The sequence below is a fragment of the Fictibacillus sp. WQ 8-8 genome, from assembly GCF_024494405.1.
Classification (GTDB): domain Bacteria; phylum Bacillota; class Bacilli; order Bacillales; family Fictibacillaceae; genus Fictibacillus_C; species Fictibacillus_C marinisediminis.
The window spans coordinates 91584-98347 of sequence record NZ_JAMXKG010000012.1 but is presented as its reverse complement, the minus strand read 5'-3'; the positions used below and the strand labels follow the sequence as shown (position 1 = coordinate 98347).

Here is a 6764-nt window from a genome sequence, read left to right as displayed (position 1 = left end):
CCGATGAGCGAAATTTTTACGAATAAGCCAGATTTCACACCATATGAAGCTGAAGCGAACCGAATCCCGCTTGACACATTAAACGGTCAGCCAACGGCCAATGCAGCTGCACTTGCGAACACAGAAGCGAGTACTTCAGAGTCTAAGGCATTGGCAGAGCAATGGACGGAATGGTCCAACAAAAACAAGTCATGGATGAGCGGGAAAAATGCATCCCCTGACGAAATTAATGCAAACATGCTGAATCACGCGGTCTGGTACGCGACAAAAGGTTTTGATACACCGTATCCTGGTGACAAAAAACCGCTTACTCCAAATGCGGTGGCCCAACAGCCGGAAAGCATCATCGCCGGCAGACAATGATTAAAAAGGTAATAATAACATTTTCCATTAATTAATAACCGCTCTTTGTGCGGCATGATTCCGAAACAGGAATGATGCCGCATTCCTATTTAGATAGCTGTTTTCCATCATGATTATTAAATAATTAAAATTTTCAAAATATTAATTGACTTTCATTGATTAAGGTGGTATTTTTTAGATGGATATTTAGTCATAGACTATGATTAATTATGAACAAAAAGGGCGGAAAATAAATGAGTATATGGTTAGGAACGTCCAAACAGGATATTACTCCTTTTCAGCCAGTTCATTTGGCTGGTTTTGCACATCGTAAAGACCCTTTCACAGAAATTAAATCGAAGCTGTATGTCCGTGTTTTTTGTTTCTTTGAAGAAACAAATAAGAACCCTTCGTTGTTAATTATTGCTGATTTAATTTGGTGGGGGTCAGATCTAGTTTCTAAACTTGAAAAGAAAATCGCTGAACAATTTTCTATCCCCGCAGAGTCCATTATTTTTCACGCGACACACAATCATTCCGGTCCGCAAACAAGCAGATTGTTTACTTCCTATCTGGGGATTTACAGTAACTCCTATATTGATTTTTTGGAGAAACAACTTCTTCTTGCGATTGAGTCTGCAAAACAAAATGCCGAAGAAGTGACGGTAAAAAAAGGAGCTACTTCCTCTGATATAGGGATTAACCGCAGAAAGGCAGTAAACGGTGAGATCATCATGGCCCCTAATCCTGATGGTTTAGTGGACAATGAAGTCATACTCGTTCGCTTTGAAACCCACTGCCAAAAGACGAAAGCTTTGTTGATTCATTATGCATGCCATCCGACTACAACCGGAAATAACCATGTATCTTCCGAATTTCCTGGAACTGCGCTTGAGATCGTAGAAATGAAAATAGGCAATGGATGTATAGCTGGTTATTTACAGGGGTGCTGCGGTGACATCCGGCCGGCCCTTATTAAAGGTGATGCCTTTTACAGGGGAGAAGAAGAGGATGTAAAACGACTTGGTTCACGATTAGCAAGCTCAGTATTGGATTGCTTTAATGAAAGGCATTGGAAGGACGTAATATCTGCAAAAGTACATACTTCAACCACCGTTTTGTCCTTGGACTTTGAGCAATTACTTTCTGACGAGCATTATGAACCAGCAGCTTATCCTAAAGACCTTTTGATGATGGAATGGTGCACCATTATGAAAGAGCGTGTTTCGGACTTTGAGGCGGGGGTACCTTTAAAGCTCCGTTTGATGACGTTTTGTGAAGATCTGTCCTTTCTATCCATGAACGCCGAAATGGTTACAGAATATGGTCTGAAGCTGAAAGAAAAGTATGGAGGACGAATCATACCCCTTCCGTACAGCAATGGGATGATTGGTTATGTTTCAACAGCAGCCCAACTGAGTGAAGGAGGCTATGAAGCCAAGGACTCTATTTATTATTTTGCGCTTCCATCCCCGTTTTCACGAACGGTTGAAAACAGAATATTAGAAGCAATTGATAACCTTATCCAGAAGAAAGAGAGGGAGGAATATGACGGTTTATCCATTAACGAGTAGAGCAGATCGTTTAAATGTAAAGGTATTTGAAACGAGAAAAGAGATGGGACAGCAAGCAGCAAGTGATGTTAGCAGCAAGATTAAGGAACTTCTCTCGATTCAGGAAAATCTACGGATGGTTTTTGCATCGGCTCCTTCTCAAAACGAATTGCTGGATAATCTTGCAGCAGATAACAGCATTGACTGGAGCCGGATTACAGTTTTCCATATGGATGAATATATGGACTTGCCATCCGGATCTTCTAAAAGCTTTGGTTCTTTTTTAAAAGATAAGTTATATGATCGAGTTCATCCAAGAGAAGTCCATCTTATTCAAACGACGAATGGAGCAGAAGAAGAATGTGATCGTTACACAAAACTAATCAAAGAAAAACCTGTTGATATTGTTTGTTTGGGTATCGGTGAGAACGGCCATATTGCCTTCAACGATCCTCCAGTTGCAGATTTTCATGATCCAAAAACAATGAAAGTGGTGACATTAGACGAGGCATCCCGGCGACAGCAAGTGAATGATGCCTGTTTCTCTTCTCTCGATGAGGTGCCAAAAGAGGCGCTTACATTAACGATACCTGCATTGGTTTCAGCTGAATTCCTGTACTGTGTGGTGCCAGGCAAGACAAAAGCACATGCTGTACAATCGGTGCTTCATGGAACAATTACACAAGATTGTCCTGCTTCCGTTCTTCGAAAACACAAAAATTGTACATTATATCTAGATCAAGATTCATTTGGCGGTGGCTGTTAAGTGAAACAAGTTTCTGCGATTCACTATAAAACTGGCAAAGCAGTAAAAGTGAGTTTTGAAGATGGAGTGTTTCTTTCTATTGAAGAGGATGAACAGCGAAAAGAACTACCGATCATAGCACCGGGTTTTGTTGATCTACAAGTCAATGGGTATAGAGGAATTGATTATAATGACGCAACGCTCACACCTGCTTCTATCGAATCTACCGTTCGACATTTATGGAGCCAGGGAGTAACTACATTTTATCCTACGATCATCACCAATCACCCGGAAAACATTATAAACTCGTTGTCCGTATTCCAAAAAGCAGCAGTAACAAACAAAACGGTCAATCAAGCCATTCCGGGCATTCATTTAGAGGGGCCTTACTTATCTCCCCAGGATGGACCTCGGGGAGCTCATGCTGAACAATTCGTTAAAGCTCCTGACTGGACTGAATTTCAGATGTGGCAAGAAGCTTCTGGGGGACGGATTTCCATCCTCACCGTATCACCCGAATGGCCTGGGTCCGCATCGTTTATAAAAAAATGTACAAATCATGGTGTTCTCGTTTCCATAGGCCATACATCTGCCACCCCTGAAAACATCCAAAACGCGATTGAGGCGGGAGCGAAGATGTCTACCCATTTAGGAAATGGTGCTCATGTCATGTTAAAGAGGCATCCTAACTACCTTTGGGAACAGCTGGCAAGCGATGAGCTTGCCGCCTGCATGATTGCTGATGGATTTCATCTCCCCGATTCAGTCATAAAGGTCATCCTGAGGATGAAAGGGAAGCTGGCCATTCTGGTCAGTGATTGCGTCTCATTAGCCGGAATGCCTGAAGGTTCTTATCATCTTCATATTGGCGGTGATGTTGTACTGGATAAGAGCGGAAGGCTATATATGAATGATAATGCCGATCTTTTGGCAGGGTCAGCTCAAACGCAGTCATGGGGGATTAACCATTTGATCAGGCGGGGACTGTGCAGCTTATCTCTTGCTGTGGACCTGGCCTCAATCCATCCTTCCACGGTGATGAATTTGCCGCAACAGAAAGGCATCTGTGAAGGTGCACCAGCAGATTTTCTATTGCTTCACCAATCAGAAAAGAATGAATTAACCATAACCGAAACGTACAAAAATGGAGTTTCTGTATATATGAATAGGGAGGCTTATTTTCATGAAAACACCCTTAATGACTGAATATTTGCAGGGGATTATCCGTCACTTGGAAAAAATACACAAAGAAGAGCAGCATGCTATTACAGAGGCTGCGAAGTTGGTGGCACAACAAGTGAAGCAGGATAAACTTGTTTTCGCTTATGGTCCTGGCGGCCACTCCAATTTAGGTTCACAGGAGCTGTTTTTTCGTGCCGGTGGTCTTATGCACATCAGTGCTATGCTGGATGAAGGAACGCTTCTAAGTGGAGGAGCTCTTCGTTCGATGGCGATCGAGCGGACACCGGGTTATGGAAAAATTGTGATCGAAGACTATGGACTTGTGAAAGACGATCTTCTGATCATTGTTAATGCTTATGGCATTAATGCAGCGACCATCGATGCGGCCTTGGAAGCCAAACTGCGAGGTGTAAAAACAATTGGTGTAACCTCTGTGGAGCATGCATCAAGTACTCCTGCTGACCACCCTGCCCGTCACCCTTCCAAGCAAAACTTGCATGAATTGGTGGATGTCGTTTTGGACAGCAAGGTTGGAGTAGGCGATGCGATATTGCAAATCAGCGGATTGGAGCAAAAAGTAGCCGCTATTTCTACATTTGCGAATGCCTATCTGTTGAATGCCATGACAGCTGAAGCGATCGCTTTGCTTGTGGCTGAAGGCATTCAGCCGCCCATTTGGATGAGTGGAAACGCCTCAGGAGGGGATGAATGGAATGCCCAATTTATCGATCGGTTTAAAGGAAAGATTAAAAAGCTATAAAGAAGTACGGAAAAGGACAGGAGAATATAGAATGCCGGTAAAAGGTACTGCTCTGTTACGGGAAATCAATCAAAAAAATATTTTGGACTATATTCGGACACATGAACCATGTTCAAGAAAGGAGATCGCCCAAGCGTTAAAGGTAAGCAAAAATACAGTGTCTCTTATCGTTGAACAATTGCTGAAACAAAAAATGATTGCTGAGTCGGGAATAAAAGAACCGATTGGAGCAGGAAGACCAAAAGTTTTGCTGCGCTTAAGGCCAGATGCGCTGCAAACCATCGGATTAATGGTTCAGCAAGACAACATCTCATATATCGTATTGGATTTTCAATTAAATGAACTAGAGGAGGGGTCAGTATCCATAAAAAGCCAATCCGTCTTGGATGAAGTGATCAACCTCTCAAAAAACTTAGCAAGCAGATTTCATAAGGCAAAAGGGATTGGGATTGCCGTACCTGGCATTGTTGACCCGACAAGAGGGTATGTATACCAATCGGCAAATTTGAATTGGAAGGATGTGGATTTAAAAAAAATTCTTAGCACCGAGGTTAAAGTGCCAGTCGAGGTTTTTAACAATGTGAAAATTGCAGCGGAAAGAGGTAAAGAAACGGTCAAACCAAAATTGCGATCTAGTTTCTTTTATATAAGGATTGGCGAGGGGATCGGAGGAGCCTATGTGGCAGACAATCAAGTAATGAATGGCAACAGCTGGACAGCCGGTGAAATTGGCCATCTATCTGTGGCTTCACATGGTCCAATATGCAAGTGCGGCCAGAAGGGTTGCCTTGAAAAAATAATCAGTATGGAAGCTTTTCGGGAATTTCTTCAAAGCCTCTCTTATACTCCTTCAGATAAAAATGACATGGATCTTACAAAGTTAGCTAAGCAAGACCACAGGGTACACCAAGAGATAGAAGAATACGGAAATTATTTGGGCCGTGCTCTGGTGCAGGTGATTCATTTGCTAAATCCTCAAGAAATCGTTATAGAAGCACCTTATAACCAAATTTATGAATTTCAGGAGAAGACGATTTCTTCCGCAAAGCAACGTACTCTTTCCGACGCTTTTGCTCAGACGAAGATTGTTTTTTCAAAAGAGTTCTATTCTCCAGCGAAGGGAGCAGCGGTTTCTATTCTTCTGAATAGCTAAAATCTATTAATTTTGTTCCATTCTACCGAAGAAGGGAATGATGATATGAGGCAAGTTCGTGAAGCAATTGAAGAATACAGTGCCTACAAACCACTTCTATCGGCAAGACATGATTTTCATTCTTTTTGGTCACAGGCACTGAAAGAGCTGGAATGTATTGAGTTAAATGAACAGGCAGAAATGATGGAATATCCCATTAAACAAATCCAATGTGAAAAGGTTGCTTATCGCGGAGCATACGGATCTCTGATAAAGGGGATTTTTCTAAAACCAAAAAGACTGGAACGGAATCTTAAATGCCTTATCTTTTTTCACGGATACAACAGCAGCAAAGGATCCATTTCCCAGTATATGCAGTGGCTGATTCAGGACTATGCTGTATTGGCAGTGGATTGCAGGGGAATGGGAGAGACGGGGGATGATTCCTGTTATAGTTCGGGAACACTAGGCAGCTGGGCAACACAGGGGCTTATGAACAAGAAAGAATACTACTATTATAAAGTCTATCTGGACTCTAAACGGGCCATTGATTATTGTTTAACGCGTCCAGAGGTAAATCCACAAAAAATCTGTTTAATAGGGTCAAGTTTGGGAGGGGGGATTGCTTTAGCTGTGGCTGCTCTGGATCCTCGGCCGCAATTGGTAGTGGCAGACGTTCCGAATATGTGTGATTTGGAGCTGGCGATTCAATTAAAAACAGAAGGCTCTCTCGTATTTATCGAGAATTTTTTAGCAAGGTATCCCCAATACACGGAAAAGGTTTTTGAAAACCTAACTTATTTTGACAATCTTAATTTCGCTTCAAATATTAAAAGCAAAGTCAGATTATCTGTCGCGTTAAAGGATGCGGTGTGCCCTCCAAAAACGATTTTTGGCGTGTATAATCACATAACTTCCGAAAAATCAATAGAGGTTTATCCTTTCTCGACACACAATGCTCCAGGAAGCCAAGAACATATTGATAAAACCCTTGAGTTCGTCAATAAGCATTTATAAGAAATAAACCCTCTGGAAAATTCCAGAGGGACA

Annotated in this window: 6 protein-coding genes and 1 pseudogene; all 7 read left to right on the top strand. The window is 42.1% G+C overall.

Annotated features, from left to right (window positions below; all coding sequences use genetic code 11):
* A pseudogene (locus M1K46_RS20340) lies at positions 1–363 on the top strand (phosphoesterase); the annotation flags it as partial.
* 233 nt (positions 364–596) lie between these two features.
* Positions 597–1916 (top strand): neutral/alkaline non-lysosomal ceramidase N-terminal domain-containing protein, encoded by a 1320-nt coding sequence (locus M1K46_RS20335; RefSeq protein ID WP_256227485.1) that lies wholly within the window; start codon positions 597–599, stop codon positions 1914–1916.
* Positions 1891–2661, top strand: a complete 771-nt coding sequence (locus tag M1K46_RS20330) for a 6-phosphogluconolactonase (protein WP_256227484.1) — start codon at positions 1891–1893, stop codon at positions 2659–2661. The genes M1K46_RS20335 and M1K46_RS20330 overlap by 26 nt, the downstream gene beginning before the upstream one ends.
* A complete protein-coding gene (locus tag M1K46_RS20325) occupies positions 2662–3846 on the top strand; it encodes an N-acetylglucosamine-6-phosphate deacetylase (protein WP_256227483.1) in 1185 nt (394 codons plus the stop codon).
* Positions 3824–4582 (top strand): sugar isomerase domain-containing protein, encoded by a 759-nt coding sequence (locus M1K46_RS20320; RefSeq protein WP_256227482.1) that lies wholly within the window; start codon positions 3824–3826, stop codon positions 4580–4582. The genes M1K46_RS20325 and M1K46_RS20320 overlap by 23 nt, the downstream gene beginning before the upstream one ends.
* Complete coding sequence (locus M1K46_RS20315) at positions 4536–5735, top strand: ROK family transcriptional regulator (RefSeq protein WP_256227481.1); 1200 nt, start codon at positions 4536–4538, stop codon at positions 5733–5735. The genes M1K46_RS20320 and M1K46_RS20315 overlap by 47 nt, the downstream gene beginning before the upstream one ends.
* Positions 5736–5780: 45 nt before the next feature.
* Positions 5781–6731 (top strand): acetylxylan esterase, encoded by a 951-nt coding sequence (locus M1K46_RS20310; protein WP_062232414.1) that lies wholly within the window; start codon positions 5781–5783, stop codon positions 6729–6731.
* Positions 6732–6764 lie beyond the last annotated feature (33 nt).